We start from the raw sequence: 18,284 nt of genomic DNA, 5'->3' as shown, positions 1-18,284 counted from the left end.
CGAGATGGGGGATGGCAGGGCGATAAGTGCTGGAAACAACTTACGGAAATTGCATCTAAAAGATCTTGGTCAGAAACCTTTTTGAAGAGTGGCAATGATTACGCCTGCACAAATGAGAAAGCTCCCACCTATACGGTTTATGAGGTGTAAGGTGCTGATATTTTGAAGCTTTTTACGCATTGTTCCCGCTAAATAGGCCCAGCTGCAATTATTGATGACCGCCAAACTAATAAATGTCATTTCCAACAGGGAAAATTGCAGAAAAATATCGCCGGTCGGGTCAATGAACTGGGGCACAATGGTGGTAAAGAAGATGATTGATTTCGGGTTGAACGCCGTCACTAGAAATGAATTGGTGAAGATGTGAGAGCGTGTTGTTTTCAGTGTTATTCCTTGAATATCACCTGGAGAGATTGGCTTGATACGCCACATCCTAAGACCCAACCAGACAAGATAGGCAGCACCAACGAACTTGAGGAACATAAACAGATCAGGGGATGTCACCAAAATCGTACCGGCCCCCATAAGGGAAAGGGTCATCGCTAACAGGTCGCCAAGGGCCGTGCCCGTTACACAGAAAGAAGCCGTATGCCTTCCTTGCCCCAGCGCATAACTAATTATCATTATTACCGTTGGGCCGGGGATAACGAGTAGCACAATACTGGAGAGCGCAAACACCGCCCAAAGTTCCAAAGACATGATGGTTCAATAAGCTTTGTTGGTGGGTAGAAAGCCTATGTAGGTAGGTGGAGGTTAGGTGAATGCCTGAATTCCTACAAGGAGTATAGTCAACCTTATTTAGGAAATCGCTATAGCCAACTTCCTGTATTTGACCAAATTATAAAGAAAGGGGAGCAATGGCGTGAAGTCCGTTTTGGGGACAGTTGATTTGGCTTTTGGGATAGCAACGTAGGCATTTCCAGCTGGCTATAGGAGTTGCTGTGAGAATGCTGTCAGGAGGCCAGTGACAATCATTATGCTTCCACCGATTTTGCCGGCTAGCCGCATTGATGCGGGGTTTTTAAATTTGCGGCGCATGCCATCCGCCACATAAGCCCAGATAATACTGTTAATGGTCGCCAGCCCTACAAATGTTACTTCCAAAATCGTAAACTGCAGAAAAACATCCCCTTGATGAGGGCGCACAAATTGCGGAACAAACGCTGTGAAGAAAATGATGGACTTTGGATTCAGGGCTGTTATCACGAAGGCGCTTATAAAAATACGCGAGTTCGGTGTTTTCTTTTCCAGCACCTGAACGTCCTGAATTGTAACGGGCGTTGATCGCCACATGCTAACCCCGAGCAAGATCAGATAAACCGCACCGAGGGATTTTAGCAGTAAAAATAGCGTGGAAGAGGTTGCCAGTAATACACCTGCGCCCAAAAGTGACGCGCTCATAGCAACAATGTCTCCCAATGCGGTCCCCGAGACGCTGGCTGGGGCCGTTTGTCTGCCCTGCCCAAGAGAGTAGCTGATGATCAGCATGACAGTTGGGCCGGGTATTACGAGCATTGCTATGCAAGCCGTTGAGAACGCTATCCAAAGTTCAAATGACATTATTTGTGGTAGTTTCGTGCTGATTTACTCGGTGAAATATGACACAAAAAACGGTGCAAGGCGATGAGGATCGAAACCTCGTCTTAAAAACGGGAGGCCATATTGAGTGAGCTTTCAGATTCTCAATCTCCCATTTTGTGGTGTGCTATGCCTGCACGGATATGGCAATTACTCCCATGACGATGAGGCAGAACGCCCCAATTCGGTTTGCAACCCGAAGGGCTGTTGGGCTCCTGAGAACCTCAGAGAACTTACCGGACAGAAGGGCCCAAGCCGAATAAATAATAATAGATAATATTATGTAGGTAGCCTCCAGTATGAGTATCTGAAGCATTATATTTCCCGACTTATTCAAGAACTGGGGCGTGAAGCTGGTATAGAACATAAGCGTGTTGGGAGCAGCGATGGATATCAGTAGCGTCGACGAAAATATACCTAAATAACTCATAGGCTTATGTGGGGTGTTTAGTCCAGCGGTGGAGACAGGTCTGGCGCGCCACATTTTATAGCCAAGCCAGACAAGCACAATTGCACCCACAATCTGAAGAATTTCAAATAGGCGGTCTGAGGAGAGGATGAACATGTGAATGGCGAAAAGCGAAGCCGTCATGGCCAGCGCATTGCCCAGAACGGCTCCCACCACTGAGGGGAAAGCTGCGCCATAACCGTATCGAAGGGGAAAGCTTGTAACAACAATCAAGATGGGACCTGGTGCTACAAGCTCAATAATGCTTGCTAAAGCGAAAGCAGACCAAAGTTCGAAAGACATTTTATTGGACCTCAGCCGATATCTGACTTCCCGTTGGCAGGAGAGGTTTCCACTCATCAAACCAATATGGTTATTTAATGAATATGCTTGAGATCGTGAAAAGTGTTTACCGAATCTTTTAGATAAAATTTAAAAAAAACAAGGCTTTATGGAATTAAGGTAAAAATTGAGTCATAGCTGCAAGTGTCACTCGGGCACCATTTCCCGCTGAATGATGAACTGGGTATTGCCCCCGATTGGCTGAACATACCATGTACCACGGTTCACTTCGTAACCCTCCAGCTCGCAGATGAGATCTCGCCCCTCATAACCTATTGGCAGTGCTATGGTACCCGGTGCTGGGTCAATCGTGAATTCCTCTTCAGCTCCGGCAATAAAACAACGTGCTCCGATCGGGTCGGTCACGACTGTGAGGATATAGCCCCCGGGAGGAACCGTCATCAAGGTGGTGAACGCGGGTGTAAGCCGGTTGTCGCTGGACAAACAGCTACCAAGGCTTGCCAAGCCCCCAAGAAGCAAAATCCCTCGTAGCAGCGTCATGTGTCTGTCACCTTCTAGAGCGTATCTTTGAAAAGTGGATACCGGTTTTTGATAAGGATACGGGCAAAACAATAGGTTAAAGCAGTGAGCCGTTCCAATAAAATGCCTCATTGCTTTAGCCCCAGATGCATACACACTAAAAGCGCGGATAGGTGCCGTAATCCCGTGAAATTTTATGGAAACAGCGCGAAGTTTTAATCACCTTCGTCTTGATGGTGGGCGTGAAGGTCATCCAACTTACGCTCATAGGCGTAGTAATCCAGAAAACGATAGAGATCTTCCCGTGTTTGCATGCTTTCAAGCAGCGCTTTTTGTGTGCCGTTGTCCCGGATGCCCTGAAAAACCTCAAGAGCTGCCTTATTCATGGCTCTGAAAGCGGAAAGGGGGTAGAGCGCCAGTTTTATGCCAACCCCCGCCAGCTCTTTCGTTGTAAATAGAGGAGTGCGGCCAAACTCGGTAATGTTGGCCAGCACCGGCACGCGGCAAGAGCGGACAAATTCCTCATACTGCTTGAGTGTTTCCACCGCCTCGGGGAAAATCATATCTGCGCCAGCTTCCACATAGGCTTTTGCGCGGGTGAGTGCGCTCTCCATCCCTTCCACCGCCAAAGCATCCGTTCTGGCCATGATCACAAAATCAGGGTCTGTTCTGGCTTCAACGGCGGCTCTGACCCGCCCTACCATTTCCTTTTGGGAGACCAGAACTTTATGGGGACGGTGCCCGCAGCGTTTATCACTAGACTGATCTTCGATATGAACCGCCGCTGCTCCGGCTTTTTCCAGAGACTGGACCGCACGGGCGATGTTGAAGGGGCCGCCCCAACCACTGTCAATATCAACGAGCAGGGGTGTTTGGCACACACTGGTAATCCGGCGTGCATCCACCAGAACATCCTCAAGGCTGGTAATGCCCAGATCGGGAACCCCGCAAGAACATGCAGCAACGCCGCCGCCAGAAAGATAAAGAGCGCGAAAACCGGAGGACGTTGCCATCAGTGCATGATAGGCATTCACAGCTCCAACCACTTGAAGGGGAGTTTCCTGCTCCAAAGCCTGACGAAACCGCGTGCCTGCGCCCAACATACCGTGCCTTTCTCGCGCTATAATCTCAAGTATGGGTCTAACGCGGGGTGCTGTCAAACCGCACGGAGAAAGGTACTTTTAAAAGACAGTGTTGTCGGGGAAGAGGGGGATAAAAAGGAGCGCCGGGGGAAGACCAGCGCTCAAGTTGGATGCAGCCACTCGGTATGAAATGGCTACTTCAGGGGGAGTTAAACGTCTTCGAGCAAAACCAGCTGAACAGAGGAGAAGGCCTCGTCCCGATCTGGAATAAGGGCTTTGTAAGCCTCAGAGTTGAATACTTCCTCAGCAACTTCGCGTGAGGGGAACTGGGAAGCCATCACCACTTTTCCATCGAACTCGCCGTTTAGAACGTTAACGACTTTCCGCTTGAAAAGAGGAGTGATCCCAACGGCCCCCAAAACCTCCTTGGCGCCTTTTTGGTAGCGTTCCATTGCTGCCGCGCCAGCAGGGTTGGGACTGACAATTGTGAGAAGAGTTGCAGACATGTGTTTTCCTCGCACTCTGGAGCGTATCTTCGAAAAGTAGATATCGTTTCCGGTTCAAGATACGCGCCTAAACAATAAGTTAAAGCAGTGAGCTGTTTCACTAAAACGTCTCACTGCTTTAAGGCCTAGCTCTGTTTATCATCCAAGGCTTTCAGCCATTTGGCGATGCTCTGCCCAATCGCATCAGGTTGATCCTCTTGAATGTAATGAACACCAGGGCCCACACCCACGGTTTCCAAATTCTTCATGTTTCCTTCAAGAAAATCGACAATTGGTTTGGGGTTAATCGCGCCCGGTGTTGCGTAGAGTAACAGTTTTGGAATGTCGCTTTCCAGAACATAGTCCCCGTTTGCCTTGATGACTTCATAAACGTTGGCGGGCTCGCCAGCGACAGGGATCTCACGGGGCCACTGGAGAATTGGCTTGCGGCTCTCTGGAGTTGGGAACGGACGGCGATACTCGTTAAGGACTTCCTCTGAAAGCGGTGTGAACACAGCTTGCTTTGCCAGCGCCTGTTCAATGAATACGTTCTGGTTAAGGACCAGCTCCTCAGCCATTTCCTTGGACCGGACGGCCTGCATGAACTCTTTGTGCGGTCCAAAATCGTCCATGGAGGCAACAGGGAAGAATGGTGGCAACATTGATTCCATAAAGACAATGCCTGATACACGCTCAGGACGGGTGCGGGCATATTCCATTCCGAGGGTAGAGCCCCAGTCGTGAATTACCAGCACGGCATCTTGCAGATCGAGAGAGTCCAGAAGGCCAAACAGATGTGCACGCTGGTCTTCGTAATCGTAGTCGATGTTTGGCTTGCCGCTATCACCCATGCCGATCATGTCTGGTGCGATTGCACGGTAATTATCAGTCACATAGGGGATGATGTTGCGCCAAAGGTAGGATGAAGTCGGGTTGCCATGAAGAAAGACTACAGGGCGTCCTGAGCCTTGGTCCACATAAGCCATTTTGTGGCCTTCGATAGATCTATAGGTTTTGTCCATTGGCTCATTACTTCCAGCTGATACGCTCACAGGCAAAGCGAGTAATGCCACTGCGGTAATGGCAGATTTCATTAGATTTCGGCGGTTCATGATCGGTCCCTCATTTTGGTTGAGCAGACCGTATGTTTAAAAATTTCTTTTCGATAGCGTTCAGAATGCACATGGTGTACAAAATTTAATACATGCTAACGACTTGAAAAGAGACTGAGAATTGCTAAGCATCCGAGCGGCTGACTGGGAGCAGCTCCCGTATTTTCTTGCCGCTGCCAGAACCGGAAGCCTTCGCGCCGCGGCGGATCTGGTTCACACCAACCACGGAACAGTTGATCGCCACATTCGTGCTCTGGAAGCCTTGTATAAGGTGCAGCTGTTCAACCGCACTCGCAACGGAATGAGCCTGACAGAGGCAGGTGAGGCTCTGTTGCCAATGGCTGAAGAAGCAGAGATTCTGGTGCTTCGGGCACAGCGGCGTCTGGAGGGGCTGGATAAAACAGAGGCCGGTACGGTTCGCTTTTCCATGCCCAGTATTCTGGCGCATGATGTCATTGCCCCGATCCTTGCAAGGTTTTCAGAGCAGTACCCTGAAATCGATCTGGAAGTGCGCCTGACGGACCGTATGGAGAACATCAACCGTTTGGAGACGGATGTTTCTCTGCGGGTATCTTATGAGGTGAACGAGGATGTGATCGCCCGCAAACTCTATCAAGTGGTTACCGGCATCTATGCCCATGAAGACTACATAGAAAAGAACTTCAAAAATGCAGGAGAGGGCGGCGAAGGGCTGCGCTGGCTGGGGTGGGGGCCGCTTGCGCCCGCCTCTACATGGATACCCGGTTCCCCCTTTCCACGTGCCGAGGAAAGCCACTCAATTGAAGAGGGGTTGATGCACTTGAGTATGGTCCGCAATAAATGCGGTATGACTGCCTTGCCCGTCATTTTTGAAAAGCTCTATCCTGAACTTCAACGCGTTCCGGGCACCCCGCTCACCGCAAGTCGCCCTATCTGGATATTGCTCCATTCCGATCTCCGCCGGACCACCCGCATTCGCCGCTTTGTGGACTTTTTGGCCAGCGAGCTATTAAAAATTAAAAAGGACATGCAAGGCGAGTTGGTTCCTTAAGCGCCTTTTCATCTCTAAGTTTGAACGCCGGCAGGGGAGCCGGGCATACTTTGGTGCCCTGCTTTGGAGCCAGCCGTCGAGCCTTCGCGCTTAATAAACTGTTATTTTTGAAGCTTCTGCGAACTATATTAAATTTTGGTCAGGTTTAGGACACTTTTCATTACTACCAAACAGGTGGGCACACAGGCAAAAAACCTGTGACAACTGTTGTTTTTCGGCTTTGGGGAAGGTGTTTGAGAAGCGGCAATTGTTGCGTCAAAAATAATTGGACGTAGCAAACATGAATATATTTGGGAAGACTTGGCTGGGTGCATTTGCAGCGGCCTCTGCATTTTGGGCGGTTCCACAATCTGTGGCAGAGGAGAGCAGCAAGGAAGACTGGCGGCCCTTTGCAGCCTCCTATCAGCAAATGCAGTTTATGGCAGATCTGAAGCCTGTCCCGTGGGAGAAAATCAGCGCAGCTTTTAACGAGGACTTGCCGGCTACGCCTGAACATAAATCGGGCCTAGAGCATTTACATGAGATGCTTGGCAAAAATGCGCCGCAGTTGATCTTGGAAATTGAGGGCGCAATTGCGAACAAAGACAAACAAGCGCTGTATGAATCCCTTTCAAAAGCTTTGGTTTTGTCCATTGACACTCAGCTGAATAGCTTGGGCAAGGGAGAGGCTGAACAGATACAAACAGCAAGGCAGCTTTATCGGGCAGTTGAGGAGTTTGTGGTTTTTTCCGATGCGCAGACAGCCTTGAAGCTGTCTACCCTGTGGGATGCGCTGGGCACAAAGAAAGGGAAGGGCGCGAAGGAAGATATTCTGGCCTACCTCCATAGTAACTATGCGCCGCAAGCCTTTGCCTCCAGAGCGTTCAATACGCCTATACCGGAGAGCTCACTTTCAACGTTCAACGCCAAGATGTTACCAATCTGGATTCCGGCGGGCTCCAACTTGGAGGATCAGAACCCGCTTCCACTGCTCACCCTGAATTTCGAGGAAAAGGGCATTGATGAAGCGGATGTGCCATTGATCGCCTATGGAGACATGCTGTTTGATAGCCCGATGATTTTCGGGGAAGTTGCACAGGAGCTGGGCGTTTCCTGTTCCACCTGTCACAACCGCAGTGACGTAAACCGCGATTTCTTCATTCCCGGTGTCAGCGCTCGTCCGGGCGGCGCTGATGTGGATGGTGGATTCTTCAACGGTCATTTCAACGATTTTCGTGATGATGCGGTGGATACTCCATCCCTGCGCGGCATTCGCTTTACAGCGCCATATGGGCGCAATGGCCGTACCGCAAGCCTGCGCGAGTTCACCCGTGATGTGATCGTGCTGGAATTTGGTGGTCAAGAGCCTTCTCAGTTCGTGCTGGATGCTCTGGTTGCCTATCAGAACGAGTTCGATTTCCTACCAAACTCCAAAATCAATAGGTTCGGCCAGTTGGTAGATCGCAATGACGCTTCAGCAGTGCGGGGGGAAGAGCTGTTTAATAAAGCCTTTGCTCAGATGGGCGGAAAATCCTGCAGCTCCTGTCATGTGCCCTCCACGAATTTCACCGATAACCGTATTTATGACATCGGCTCTGAAACTGGTGGTTATGAGGGAAGCCGCGGCGAACAGTTCGAAACACCGACACTGATAAATGTGGCCTTCACGGCTCCATATTTCCACGATGGCTCCCTGCCCACTCTGGCATCGGTCGTCGAGTGGTTCGACAAGGAGTATGCGCTGGGTCTCGATAGGCAGCAAAAGGCAGATTTGAGCGCGTACATAACCGCAATTGGCAGCGCGGATGAGCCCTACGAGGTCTTTGAGGGCAAAAACACCCCGTTTGCACTGGCATTTGCCGAGTTGACCACCTTTGCTTCCACCCTTGAGTTGCTTATTCCCACTCAAGACACATTCCACGCCAATCTTATGTTGGATACGGTGATTGGGGATCTACGGGAAGAAGCTATTGAGCTGACCAATAAACCAATGGCACCCCATGTGGATGCATTGGTGAAGTCTCTCGAAGCGGTGCAAGACAGCGTTCACGCCTCAAATTGGCAAGCAGCAGCTGCACACTTTGAAGATTTTAAAACTATTAAAAAAGCCCACGCAGCCGAAATGTACTAGGTGAATGGAAACGTAAGGGGGCCACTCGTGGTTCCCTTACTATCTAAATCAGTGAGACGTTTAATTGAAATATCTCATTGTTCTGATTTTTTAAATAATTAATATTTATGTAAAGTATGGATTATATGAGCTAAATTGCTATTCTACTCAGTTAATAAAATAGTAATGTTGTATTACATAACTGTAATGATTGATTATTCTAAGTATATCTTTGTGATATATTCTTCACTTGGCTAGTAATATTCAATAAATGTGTAAATTGCTGGGAGGAGAATAAATGAAAACGGCACTGTGTTCAGCAGTATTGGCTCTTTTTCTTACGATGGGTTATACTGGTACAGCAAATGCTTGTGATGAGTATGGTATCGGTACTCCTGAATGTCCCGGAACGGTAGCGGATGCCCCAGTTGCACCAATTGCAGCGGGAATTGCTGGTCTGGCTGTTTTGGGTGGCGGCTTGTATGTTGGTTTGCGTCGCAGAAGAGACCATAAGAAATAAATAAAATACAATACAATGGTATTGGGGGAGCACAATAGGTGTGGCTCCCCATTTCTATGTGTGCTGCTGCTTTAACCTACTGTTTTGCCGCGTATCTTTAACTGAAAACCGGTATCCACGTCTCAAAGATAGGCTCTAAAATGTTAGGGCTAAGATTTCCCTTGGGGAAATTATGGGAGCTACTTCCTATAATAGTATGCGCTGTTGCTGGTAAGAGTTTTTAGTTGCTTGGGTAGCTATTTAAAAGGTAATTGTTACGAATCATTAATATATATTTTGTAATTTGCTTGAGTAAAATAGTATTTAATTCATAGTAATCTTTCGTGATATTTAATATCAATAATAATTGAAGGGAATGTCTTGATGTCTGCAGTTGTTCATATATCCACTGCTATGCTTGTTCTTCTTATAATTGTGGGATTTGTTCAAATGGTTGCTGCGTAGGGGGGGGCTACTTAAAAGATCGGTAGTTTGACTTTGATAGAACCCGTCAAATTTCAAGCTGCTGATAGAAGATATGCGCCATATTTCTACACATTGCATCAAGTGCTTTCCGGTCAATATAAATACCGTCGATGGTCAGGCGGCTGATGCCGTGCAGCGTCCCCCAACTTACTTGCGCATAGCGAAGCGGATCCACATCCTTGGAGATCAACCCCAATTTACGCCAGTGGGACACGCGGGTAACATATTGACGGAACGACTGGTGCGCTGCCTTTTGCAAAGATTCAGTCAGTGTTTTTGACTTCCACAAAGTACCGCCAAACATCAAATCATAGTACTCGGGATTGTTGGTCGCAAAGTCCACGTAGTTTTTAGCAAAGGTATAAATGGTGTCTTCGCTCACCGTATCCCCTTGCGTTTCTTCCCTAGTGTTGGTTGCTGCCATAAACTTGGCAAAGCCTTCCTCTGCTATGGCGCAAAGAAGGCCCTGTTTATCGGAAAAGTAGTGGTAGGCTGCCGTTCTGGAAACATCCACATTGGCCGCCAGCTTGCGCATGGAAAGGCCCGCTTCGCCGCCTTCTTTCAGCATGGTCGCCGCTTCGTCCAGTAATGCTGTACGCAGATCTCCGTGGTGGTAAGCTGATTTTTGTGGTTGTGTTTTTGCATCCATAAGCTGTTCTATATCACTCGATCTTGACACTGTCAAAATCTAGAGTTACAAACTTGACACTGTCTAGTTTTAGCCACTGTAATGGGAGCCAGTCGTGAACTATCCAAAACTAATGGAACCGCTTGACCTTGGGTTTACTACCCTTAAGAACCGTGTGCTCATGGGATCTATGCACACCGGGCTTGAGGAAGCCAAGAATGGTCACGAGCGGATGGCCGAGTTTTTCGCCGAGCGTGCGCGCGGCGGTGTTGGCCTGATTGTCACTGGCGGCTTTGGCCCCAACAAACGGGCGGCAACCCATCCGGGCACAAAGATGCTGTGGTCAGAAGAAGACTGTCCCGGCCACAAGCTCATTACGGACGCTGTTCACAAGGAAGGTGGCAAAATCTGTATGCAGATCCTGCATACGGGTCGTTACGCGTTCAACCCGAACCCAATCGCGCCTTCCGCAATTCAGGCGCCAATCAATCCATTCAAGCCAAAAGCTGCGACTGCAGATGAGGTTGAAGAGCAGATTGAAGACTTTGTGCGCACTTCGAAGCTTGCCCAGCTGGCAGGCTATGACGGCGTGGAGATCATGGGATCGGAAGGTTACTTCCTCAACCAGTTCCTTGCCAAGCGCACCAACCAGCGTGACGACGAATGGGGCGGCAGTTATGAAAACCGCATGCGCCTGCCTGTGGAAGTGGTGCGCCGTGTTCGCGAAGCTGTTGGCGAAAACTTCATCATCATCTACCGTCTGTCCATGCTGGATCTGGTGGAAGGTGGAAGCACCTCAGATGAAATCATCATGCTGGGTAAAGCCATTGAAAAAGCTGGCGCCACCATCATCAACACTGGCATTGGCTGGCACGAAGCGCGTATTCCGACAATTGCCACCAAGGTTCCACGCGCTGCCTTCACATGGGTAACTGCCAAATTCCGTAAAGAACTGTCCGTTCCTGTCATCACCTCCAACCGCATCAACACACCGGAAGTTGCGGAGGAAGTGCTGGAGCGGGGCGATGCGGACATGGTTTCCATGGCCCGTCCATTCCTTGCTGACGCAGAATTCGTGAAAAAGGCTGAAGAAGGCCGCGCGGATGAAATCAACACCTGTATCGGTTGTAACCAAGCTTGTCTCGATCATGTATTCCAAGGCAAGATGACCAGCTGTTTGGTGAACCCACGCGCCTGTCATGAAACCGAGTTGCTCATTGAAGCAACAGAACAGCCGAAAAAGTTTGCTGTTGTAGGCGCTGGCCCTGCCGGTCTTGCTTTTGCAACGACAGCTGCAGAGCGTGGTCACCATGTGACCTTGTTCGATGGTGCCTCCGAGATTGGTGGCCAGTTCAACGTAGCAAAGAAAATTCCGGGCAAAGAAGAGTTCTATGAAACTCTTCGTTACTTCAAGCGCAAGATTGAACTTACCGGTGTTGAACTGAAACTGGGCACCATGGTTGGTCTTGATGACCTGAACAATGGCGATTTCGACGAAGTTGTGCTGGCAACGGGTATCACACCACGTGTACCTCCAATCGCGGGTATCGAGCATAAGAAAGTACTGGGTTACCTTGATGTTCTGCGCGACAAAAAGCCGGTTGGCAAAAAAGTTGCGATCATCGGTGCGGGCGGTATCGGGTTCGATACGGCAGAATACCTCACCCATTCAGGCGAAGCCACCAGCCAGAATATTGAGGCCTTCATGAAAGAGTGGGGCGTTGATATGACCCTGCAGGCCAGAAGTGGTATCGAAGGCATTGAGCCTGTTGTTGAGCCATCCCCGCGTGAAGTTTATCTCCTGCAGCGCAAGAAAAGCAAAGTGGGCGCAAAACTTGGCAAGACAACCGGCTGGATTCACCGCCTTGGCCTGACCAAGAAGCACGTGAATATGATCCCGTCCTGCGAATACATCAAGATTGATGATGAGGGTCTTCATATTCAGGTTGGCGAAGAAACCAAGGTTCTGGACGTGGACAACGTTGTGATCTGTGCAGGGCAGGACCCGCGCCGTGATCTGGAAGAGGGGTTGTCCAAAAAGTACCATCTGATCGGTGGTGCGGATGTGGCATCCGAACTGGATGCCAAGCGGGCAATTGATCAAGGCACCCGATTGGCTGCCGCACTTTAAAACTGTTTGCCACTCTTCTCACTGGAGAGTGGCATTTTTAATTTCTTTGGGAGGAAAAAGCATGGCTGATGATAGACTTGAGAAGTGGCACAAAATCGTTTTTGAGCGGGACAACAAGCTGCTGAGCGAATTGTTGGACGACAACGTGGAGTTCCACTCTCCAACTGTGTGGAACCCCAAAGAAGGCAAACAGATCACCTTCTTTATTCTGACTTCCGTCATTCAAGTATTTCAGGACTTTGAGTACCACCGCGAGCTGGTGGTGGGCAACGACATGTTCCTCGAGTTCTCCGCCAAAGTGGGCGACAAGAACATCAAGGGCATCGACATGATCAAATGGGACGACAACGGCAAGATCGTCCACTTTGAAGTCATGGTCCGCCCGTTCAACGGCCTCAAAGACCTCTACGAAATCATGAATGCCAAAGTGCGTGATTTGATGGCTGGAAAAGTAAGCGCTGCTTAACTTGGAGGTGGGCAAAGAAGGTAGCTGGTTCTTTGCCCTTTTCCATTCGTGTTTTATTCGTTTACATAGAATTTACGTAGGGCAGAGGGCCCCTTGCGTACCATTATGGACAATTGCTTGCGGAAGCTTGGGTTAATGCGATTGCCGTTATAGACCCCGTAGGGTGTTTGCAAAGAGGAAGGGTCCTCCGGCTGCCCCTCGGGAATTCCGCCATAACTGTCTGCAGAGTAACGGCCCTTTAAAAACTCATAGTCATGACGGCAAAAGCGAAGCGCCGCATTGAGCGCCTCTTCTGAAAGGTCATCTGGAGTAACTTTGCGGCCACCGGTTTCTAACCTTGGTAGGCTAAAGTTTTCTCCTGTCAGGCTTTCTACAAGATCCTCAAATTCCGTAAGTTGCTCCTGTTTGAAGAGATGGGCGAACTTGGATAAGTCATTTCCCAAATACCATTGAAATCCCGCCACATGATGGGTGATGGGGCGGGAAGCCCTGCAGTAATCCTCAATGCGGAGCAAAAATGTATTCACATCCGGGTTATAGGGAAGGTTCAGCGCTTCGTGTACTGCGGAATTTGAAGCTCCCAAACTAAGCTCCCTATGGTGTAAAACGCGATTTGAATAGCAGGAAAGAAGCCGCTTTAGAGGGTCTCTGATGACTGCTACCCTTCCTATGCCATTGTCCCGCATGGGCTTGTCTGGTCTGAGGATACGGCTTTGGTAAAGGCGGTGAATGGTGGTTTCTTCTGGTAGGTGAGTGGATCCGGTGTTTAACTGGTGCAGCGCTGTTTTAATGGATGTACAGGCAACTTTTGGGACCGAGTAGTACAGTATTTTTGTATTTTTTATTGGAACAGGCATAAGTGTCCTTGAGTAGATGTAGACTTTAACCTGATTGCCTACTTGCAGTGGGGCACTGGAGTTTTGAAGTTGGGTTAGCGCCCTTCTGAATTAGAACAATCACCAGTCTTACCTTGCAGTACCCATTTAAGACTGGCTGAGATTCAGTTTGAGCTGATAAGTACGGCGCAGGTATGGCGCGTTGTCGGAAGGGGGGGCGCTAAAGCCTCTTGAATTCTCTCAGTTCACAGGAAAATCCTAAAGGGTGCCTCTGAAAAGTATGTGCCGCTTTTCTGCTAAAGATATGTGAAAGCAATATTTTATCGCCTTCGGCGTTTCAATAACACAACTCAAGATTTTGGGCTAAATGCCGATACTGACTGCTTGTCGTGCTATCCAGCAGTCGGCTCAAGGGATTGCTGTTGATCGGATACTGTTCAACCGAGCTTTCCAAGCAGAGCGGGCAATTTTCTGCCTTTAGCACTCAGCAATAAGAAATCGGTTCGGAGTCATAAGCCTTTCAGTTGAGGAGCATGAACCCCAAATATTTGCAGGCCCTGAAGTTATCTCCCTCTTCGCTTGCCCTAGGTGGGTGCTCGCTAGCTCACAGAGCCTCCGGCTTTACACTGCTTTTCCAAAGATTATTAAAACGTTGTCTGGCTTGCGGGTTGATATAGTGACTCCGATACACTTCATAGGGCGTCAAAAGAGAGGAAGGATCTTCAAGATCTCCATCAGGAATCCCTCCGTAGCGTTCCGGTGAATAGTAGTCCTTTAAAAATTCATAGTCATGGCGGCAAAAGCGCAGAGCGGCTTTTAAAGCGCGTTTTGACAGGTCTTCTACTGTCGACTTTGTTTTCACCTTCAAAAGCCAGGGAAGCTCAAGCTTCTGTTCCGTCAGGTCTTGGAAAAACTCTTTGAACTCCCCAAGGTTTTCCATTGTGAAAATATAGTCGAACCTAGAGAGGTCATTGCCTAAAAACCATCGAAAGCTTGAGGCGTGGTGGGTGAGGGGCTGGGAGGCAAGGCAGTACTCTGGTAACTGCAGGATAAAAAGATTGACTTTGGGGTTATAGGGCAGACCATAGTCCTCATGGACATCATTATTTGACAGTTTTCGCCCTAAATATTTATGGGAGTTAACTTTATTGGAGTAGCAGGACAAAAGCCTTTCAAGGGGGTCTCTGAGGATAGCGATTTTTTGAGTACCATCTAGCGGTACAGGTTGGTCTGGCCGGACAATTCGCGCCGGATAGATTTTATGAATGCCGCGTTCTTTTGTTGTCTCACCGCTGCCCATATTAAACAAATGCAGCGCGGTTTTTATGGAAGTACTCGCAACTTTAGGTACGGAATAGTAGAAGGCGCCGGTGTTCAATATGGGAATAGGCATAGCTCGCCCTCCGAAGATGCGTTAGGTATACGTAGATGGCTTATCTGCCTCCTGACATGAGGGAACCGCAGTATGTTTGGTGTCATTTTTAATCGAACCTACCGTCATTTGTTTCTCGCGCAAGTTATCGCGCAAGGGGGAACCGGGCTTGCGACTGTTGGCTTGAGCTTGCTTGCTTATGAGCTCGCGGGAAAAAATGCAGGTCTCGTCTTAGGCACAGCCCTTACTATTAAGATGGTAGCCTATGTGGGGTTGTCACCTGTACTCTCTGCCCTTTGCGTACATCTACCGCGAAAAAAACTGCTCGTCACCCTTGATATTCTGCGGGCAAGTGTTGCTGCATTCCTGCCTTTTGTCAGCGAGATTTGGCAGGTTTACCTCCTCATCTTTGTTCTTCAGTCAGCCTCAGCCGCCTATACTCCGGCCTTGCAGGCCACCATTCCATTGGTGTTGCCTAAGGAGAGTGAGTACACTCAGGCTCTCTCCCTTTCACGCCTTTCTTATGATCTGGAAAGCCTTCTCTCCCCTGGTCTTGCAGCTCTTCTTTTGATGGTGACGAGTTTTCATGGGTTGTTTGTAGGAACCATGCTGGGCTTTGTGGCGTCTGCGCTGCTTGTGGTGAGTGCGCTTGTGCCGAAAAGTGATGTGCCGGTAAAAAAGTTGAGCTGGCGACAGCTAGGGCAGGGGATGCGGGTGTACTTTGCCACACCGCGCTTGCGGGGGGCGCTGCCGCTGTTCTTGTCCGTGGCCGCAGGTGGGGCCATGGTGCTTGTGAATACGGTGGTTATTGTGAAAAGTGAGTTGAGATTAAGCAGTGGTGATGTGGCCCTTGCCCTTGCTGTATTTGGTGGGGGCTCGATGACCTGCGCTTTTCTAGTACCGCTACTTTTAAAGCATTTTCGCGAAAGAACGATCATGCTCAGCGGAGCGCTGTTTCTCTCCTTTGCCTTGTTGATTGGCGCTTTTTTTTCCAGTTTTCGGGGAGTTTTGGTTGTTTGGTTGCTTATGGGGCTTGGCTACTCTGCAGTGCAGACGCCTATGGGGCGTCTTTTGAAGAAATCTGCTGCTGCAGCAAGCTTACCGGATGTCTTTGCTGCCCAGTTTTCACTGTCGCACCTGTGCTGGTTGTTTGCTTATCCGGCTGCAGGGTGGCTGAGCAGTGCAATGGGAATGCAGACCAGCTTTATCATACTTGCCGCCGCTTCATTTGTGGGGCTCACTCTCTCAACTTTCCTGTGGCCAGTGCGAGAGGTGGACGTTCTGGAGCATTCTCATGAAGGCCTGCCCGAAGATCACCCCCATTTGCGGGAAGGCAGCCATTTGAGCGGCAAAAGCCACCAGCACGCCTTCAAGATAGATGAATACCATCCTCATTGGCCTAAGTCCCCATAAGCAAAAGAGGGCAGGAAAGCTTTTTGAGAGTTCACCCGCCTATATACGAAGATATAGGCGGGTTGTTTTGCTCACAGCTTATGGTGTCGTTCTTTGTGGGGCACTGGTGGCTGGCACAACATCGTCGATGAAGTACGGGCCATGCCAGAACAGTGTATAAAGCGGTGAGTAATCCGAGTAATTGGAAGGGTAGGTCTTTGCGGTAATGGGATCACTCCAAGCTGTGGGGATGGCATTACCACGCTCGGTGATGTTATGGCCAAGAGTTTGGAGGCTGCGCTCCAGCCCTACGTTTCCATTTCCGTCAATATACTCATTGTTTTCCACGATCACATCCCGTAACCCCTCAACAGTTCCACTTGATCCATCATCTTGCGGGGCGACTTGGACATGCCAGTCAATAGGGGAGTCGGGCCTGCCGAAAACATTATCATTAATACGCACATACCGTGTAGCGGGGAGAATACGCTCATTTGTTCCGGCGACAAAAAGAGAGTGGTCAGCGGGCCACTCGTCAAGGCCGTTTGCATGAACTTTCAAATCATGCTTACTGTCAAGAATTGCCGGGCCTGTAAGCTTATTATGGCTAACTACGGACTTGTAGGTTCCAAACAGTCTCACGGAATGTTCGCGCACAAGGCCAGAATAATTTCCAAGAACTGCCACGTGATGCGCAAGGCCTGCGATCCTGTTTTCTTGCTCTGGATTTCCCAAGCTGGAAAGGTGATTTTCAACCAAATATATGTGTCCGGGATGCTTCCAGTCTTCTGCGGAAGAATTTCCCCGGCGAGTTGGATCAGCAAACCATGATACCGCTCCTGCGAAGCTGATATAGGCGCTGTTTGAAATGAGCTCGTTTTCGTAAACAAGCAAGTCGTTGAACATGTTGTGTTGCAAAATACTCTCTGTCGCCAGATCTTGAATGACACCATTTTCAGCAGGATTGGCGGCATCATTCACATGCATTGCCAGCATCACCCGCTCAACTTTGGGCTTTGTACCGTCCCCGAAGCTGCCAATCTGGAAATTGCTGCGCCGGTTGACTCTCAATTGCCCAAGAGCTGTGAAATCATCTCCTGCTTTCAACAAGTAGCGCTTGTTGCTTTGAAAGTTCGGCCAGCTGGTCACATTTGCGAGCTGCTGGGCACCTGCTGGAGCGTCGGTGAAGTCTGACCCTGTAGAAAGGACAATCGTATTCGTACCGGCATACGTGATGTCGGGGTCTTCCACAGTGATAGTCACCCACGCGTCCGAGGTGCTGCCATTGGGGTTTTGTGCCCGCAATCCCACTTCATAGGTACCTGCCTCGTCAAAAACGTGGGCTGCCAAGGGGCCTCCTGTTTCAATATTCTTACTCTTGCCGCTGTACTGCCAAGTTCCACTGTTTGGGTCATCAAAATCAAAATAATAACCAAGCTGGCGAAATGGGTCGATAGAGGCATCGCTATCGGTGGTATCTGTGGCATCAAAAAAGACAGCCAGAGGAGCCGGACCGGAAAGGCGGCTTGCGGTAAGGGCGGCAGTGGGGTCTGCCATTGCAACGGAGGAGAGCAGCAGGCAGGCACCTGTGCCCAGCCCCAGACGGGCGATAAATGCCCTTGTTGAACCTAAAAGTTTCATAGGGTTTCCAATTTAATATGGTTAAGGATGTTATGAAGTTCTTTTTTTGTTCTTATATATTTGTAGAGTTATATAACTTTTTGGTTATCGACAATTACCTGAATATGAATGGTATGAATTACGAGGGGTAATGGAGACAAGATCTCCTATTGAAGTGGCGTAGGAATAGGGTGTGAATGAAGAAACC

17 protein-coding genes are annotated in these 18,284 nt (G+C 49.3%); 6 read left to right on the top strand and 11 right to left on the bottom strand.

Annotated features, from left to right (window positions below):
- Positions 1-69 precede the first annotated feature (69 nt).
- From P6574_RS11875 to P6574_RS11845, 7 genes are all read right to left on the bottom strand, one after another.
- On the bottom strand, positions 70-699 hold the full coding sequence (locus tag P6574_RS11875; protein ID WP_310620492.1) for a LysE family translocator: 630 nt from the start codon (positions 697-699) through the stop codon (positions 70-72).
- Positions 700-927: 228 nt separating this feature from the next.
- The gene (locus P6574_RS11870) at positions 928-1,560 is read right to left on the bottom strand and encodes a LysE family translocator (RefSeq protein ID WP_310620491.1); all 633 of its coding nucleotides are present in this window, start codon (positions 1,558-1,560) and stop codon (positions 928-930) included.
- A 145-nt stretch (positions 1,561-1,705) separates the two neighbouring features.
- Positions 1,706-2,329 (bottom strand): LysE family translocator, encoded by a 624-nt coding sequence (locus P6574_RS11865; protein ID WP_310620490.1) that lies wholly within the window; start codon positions 2,327-2,329, stop codon positions 1,706-1,708.
- 186 nt (positions 2,330-2,515) lie between these two features.
- Positions 2,516-2,869, bottom strand: coding sequence for a hypothetical protein (locus tag P6574_RS11860; protein ID WP_310620489.1), 354 nt, complete (start codon positions 2,867-2,869; stop codon positions 2,516-2,518).
- A 194-nt stretch (positions 2,870-3,063) separates the two neighbouring features.
- Positions 3,064-3,951: a methylisocitrate lyase gene (gene prpB, locus P6574_RS11855; protein ID WP_310620488.1), complete on the bottom strand. Its 888-nt coding sequence runs from the start codon at positions 3,949-3,951 to the stop codon at positions 3,064-3,066.
- Between the two features lie 188 nt (positions 3,952-4,139).
- Complete coding sequence (locus P6574_RS11850; protein ID WP_310620487.1) at positions 4,140-4,436, bottom strand: DUF1330 domain-containing protein; 297 nt, start codon at positions 4,434-4,436, stop codon at positions 4,140-4,142.
- A 125-nt stretch (positions 4,437-4,561) separates the two neighbouring features.
- Entirely contained in the window at positions 4,562-5,527 is a 966-nt protein-coding gene (locus tag P6574_RS11845; RefSeq protein ID WP_310620486.1) for a haloalkane dehalogenase, read from the bottom strand.
- Between the two features lie 121 nt (positions 5,528-5,648).
- Between P6574_RS11845 and P6574_RS11840 the strand changes: the two genes are divergently transcribed.
- From P6574_RS11840 to P6574_RS11830, 3 genes are all read left to right on the top strand, one after another.
- On the top strand, positions 5,649-6,557 hold the full coding sequence (locus tag P6574_RS11840) for a LysR family transcriptional regulator (protein WP_310620485.1): 909 nt from the start codon (positions 5,649-5,651) through the stop codon (positions 6,555-6,557).
- A 280-nt stretch (positions 6,558-6,837) separates the two neighbouring features.
- Complete coding sequence (locus P6574_RS11835; protein WP_310620484.1) at positions 6,838-8,667, top strand: cytochrome c peroxidase; 1,830 nt, start codon at positions 6,838-6,840, stop codon at positions 8,665-8,667.
- A gap of 277 nt (positions 8,668-8,944) precedes the next feature.
- A complete protein-coding gene (locus P6574_RS11830; protein ID WP_310620483.1) occupies positions 8,945-9,166 on the top strand; it encodes an LPXTG cell wall anchor domain-containing protein in 222 nt (73 codons plus the stop codon).
- A 490-nt stretch (positions 9,167-9,656) separates the two neighbouring features.
- On the opposite strand, the gene P6574_RS11825 is transcribed toward P6574_RS11830, so the two are convergent.
- The gene (locus P6574_RS11825) at positions 9,657-10,280 is read right to left on the bottom strand and encodes a TetR/AcrR family transcriptional regulator (protein WP_310620482.1); all 624 of its coding nucleotides are present in this window, start codon (positions 10,278-10,280) and stop codon (positions 9,657-9,659) included.
- 94 nt (positions 10,281-10,374) lie between these two features.
- Between P6574_RS11825 and P6574_RS11820 the strand changes: the two genes are divergently transcribed.
- Together P6574_RS11820 and P6574_RS11815 are read left to right on the top strand one after the other, a co-directional pair.
- Complete coding sequence (locus P6574_RS11820) at positions 10,375-12,390, top strand: NADPH-dependent 2,4-dienoyl-CoA reductase (protein ID WP_310620481.1); 2,016 nt, start codon at positions 10,375-10,377, stop codon at positions 12,388-12,390.
- Between the two features lie 61 nt (positions 12,391-12,451).
- Positions 12,452-12,856 carry a nuclear transport factor 2 family protein gene (locus tag P6574_RS11815; RefSeq protein ID WP_310620480.1) on the top strand — a complete coding sequence of 135 codons (405 nt, stop codon included), beginning with the start codon at positions 12,452-12,454 and terminating at the stop codon, positions 12,854-12,856.
- 53 nt (positions 12,857-12,909) lie between these two features.
- Here P6574_RS11815 and P6574_RS11810 read toward each other — a convergent pair whose 3' ends face one another.
- Both P6574_RS11810 and P6574_RS11805 read right to left on the bottom strand, forming a co-directional pair.
- Positions 12,910-13,713 (bottom strand): sulfotransferase family 2 domain-containing protein, encoded by an 804-nt coding sequence (locus tag P6574_RS11810; protein WP_310620479.1) that lies wholly within the window; start codon positions 13,711-13,713, stop codon positions 12,910-12,912.
- Positions 13,714-14,296: 583 nt separating this feature from the next.
- Positions 14,297-15,085, bottom strand: coding sequence for a sulfotransferase family 2 domain-containing protein (locus P6574_RS11805; protein WP_310620478.1), 789 nt, complete (start codon positions 15,083-15,085; stop codon positions 14,297-14,299).
- 72 nt (positions 15,086-15,157) lie between these two features.
- Between P6574_RS11805 and P6574_RS11800 the strand changes: the two genes are divergently transcribed.
- Positions 15,158-16,477 carry an MFS transporter gene (locus tag P6574_RS11800; RefSeq protein ID WP_310620477.1) on the top strand — a complete coding sequence of 440 codons (1,320 nt, stop codon included), beginning with the start codon at positions 15,158-15,160 and terminating at the stop codon, positions 16,475-16,477.
- 78 nt (positions 16,478-16,555) lie between these two features.
- Here P6574_RS11800 and P6574_RS11795 read toward each other — a convergent pair whose 3' ends face one another.
- Positions 16,556-18,097 (bottom strand): PKD domain-containing protein, encoded by a 1,542-nt coding sequence (locus P6574_RS11795; protein ID WP_310620476.1) that lies wholly within the window; start codon positions 18,095-18,097, stop codon positions 16,556-16,558.
- Between the last annotated feature and the right edge of the window lie 187 nt (positions 18,098-18,284).

The sequence above is a fragment of the Pseudovibrio sp. M1P-2-3 genome, assembly GCF_031501865.1.
In the GTDB taxonomy this organism is placed as follows: domain Bacteria; phylum Pseudomonadota; class Alphaproteobacteria; order Rhizobiales; family Stappiaceae; genus Pseudovibrio; species Pseudovibrio corallicola.
This window is presented reverse-complemented; position numbering and strand designations above follow the sequence as displayed.